This window comes from Micromonospora sp. NPDC049359 (genome assembly GCF_044466585.1).
In the GTDB taxonomy this organism is placed as follows: Bacteria; Actinomycetota; Actinomycetes; order Mycobacteriales; family Micromonosporaceae; genus Micromonospora.
This window is the reverse complement of record NZ_JBITMW010000008.1, coordinates 361,400-363,048: the sequence shown is the minus strand read 5'-3', so window position 1 is coordinate 363,048 and position 1,649 is coordinate 361,400. Positions and strand designations below refer to the sequence as shown.

Here is a 1,649-nt window from a genome sequence, read left to right as displayed (position 1 = left end):
ACCCCCGCCCAGCAGACGCACACGGTGGGGGTGGCGCTCTGCGGCGGGGACCCCCGGGTGGAGCTAAACTACAACCTGGCCGCAAATATGTTTTGGTCGGCGGCGGGGGGCCCCCCCCGCCGCCGACGTCGGCGTACGCCCTCCCGCTCGACCTCGGCGGACGAGCGGGCTGCGGCGTGCGCTACTCTTGAACGTCGCCGCTGTCGCATCGCGCTGACCGTGCGCGCCCAGCCGCGGCGGCGACGGCCGCATTTTCCCAGCTCCAAGCCCCAGGAAGTGACATGCCTCCGAAGAAGAAGCTCGTCAAGACGTTCACGCTTCAGCTGCCGGCGGGCCAGGCCACGCCGGCGCCGCCGGTCGGCCCCGCGCTCGGTCAGCACGGCGTGAACATCATGGAGTTCTGCAAGTCCTACAACGCGCAGACCGAGTCCCAGCGGGGCGACATCGTCCCCGCCGAGATCAGCGTGTACGAGGACCGGTCCTTCACCTTCGTGCTGAAGACCCCGCCCGCCGCCCGGCTGCTGATCAAGGCCGCCGGTGTGCAGAAGGGCTCGGGCGTTCCGCAGGCGACCAAGGTCGGCTCGGTCAGCCGCGCCCAGCTGCGTGAGATCGCCGAGAAGAAGATGGCCGACCTCAACGCCAACGACCTGGACCAGGCCGAGAAGATCATCGCCGGCACCGCCCGGTCGATGGGCATCACCGTCAACGACTGACGTCGGCCTCCGCCGACGACCCGATCGTGGGAGGGCTCGCGCCGAGCGGCCCGCCAGAGACCACAGGAGTAATCAGCAATGCAGCGCAGCAAGAGCTACCGCAAGGCCGCCGACGTCATCGACCGGTCGAAGCTCTACACCCCCGCCGAGGCCGTGAAGCTGGCCAAGGAGACCACCAACGTCAAGTTCGACGCCACGGTCGAGGTCGCCATGCGCCTCGGCGTCGACCCCCGCAAGGCGGACCAGATGGTCCGCGGTGTGGTCAACCTGCCGCACGGCACCGGTAAGACCGCCCGCGTGATCGTCTTCGCCAGCGGCGCGAAGGCCGAGGAGGCCGCCGCGGCGGGTGCGGACGAGGTGGGCACCGACGAGCTGGTCGCCCGTATCCAGGGTGGTTGGCTCGACTTCGACGCGGCGATCGCCACGCCGGACCAGATGGCCAAGATCGGCCGGATCGCGCGGATCCTGGGCCCGCGCGGTCTCATGCCGAACCCGAAGACCGGCACGGTGACCATGGACGTCACCAAGGCGGTGCAGGACATCAAGGGCGGCAAGATCACCTTCCGGGTGGACAAGCACTCCAACCTGCACCTGATCATCGGCAAGGCCTCCTTCTCGGAGAGCCAGCTGGTGGACAACTACGCCGCGGTGCTCGACGAGGTGCTGCGGGCCAAGCCGTCCGCCGCCAAGGGCAAGTACCTCCGCAAGGTCATCCTCACCACCACGATGGGCCCGGGCGTTCCGGTCGACCCGAACCTGGTGAAGAACCTGACCGAGGACTCGGCCGACGCCTGAGCCGACTCATCGCTCCACCGGGGCGGGGGGGGGGGGGGGGGGGGGGGGGCGCGCCCGGGGGGGGGGGGGGGGGGGGGGGGGCGCGGCGGGGGGGGGGGGGGGGGGGGGGGGGGGGGGGGGGGGGGGGGGGGGGGGGGGGTC

The 1,649-nt window shown here is 71.3% G+C and carries 2 protein-coding genes; both read left to right on the top strand.

Annotation, left to right across the window (positions count from 1 at the left end; translation table 11 throughout):
- Positions 1 to 281 precede the first annotated feature (281 nt).
- Positions 282 to 713: a 50S ribosomal protein L11 gene (gene rplK / locus ACIBTX_RS20710; protein WP_355053307.1), complete on the top strand. Its 432-nt coding sequence runs from the start codon at positions 282 to 284 to the stop codon at positions 711 to 713.
- Positions 714 to 791: 78 nt separating this feature from the next.
- Positions 792 to 1,508 (top strand): 50S ribosomal protein L1, encoded by a 717-nt coding sequence (gene rplA, locus ACIBTX_RS20705; protein ID WP_355053306.1) that lies wholly within the window; start codon positions 792 to 794, stop codon positions 1,506 to 1,508.
- Positions 1,509 to 1,649: the final 141 nt, after the last annotated feature.

What these genes read in the sequence shown, in the direction of transcription:
- rplK (WP_355053307.1), top strand. Translation starts at nt 282, where the DNA reads ATGCCTCCGAAGAAGAAGCTCGTCAAGACGTTCACGCTTCAGCTGCCG.
- rplA (WP_355053306.1), top strand. Translation starts at nt 792, where the DNA reads ATGCAGCGCAGCAAGAGCTACCGCAAGGCCGCCGACGTCATCGACCGG.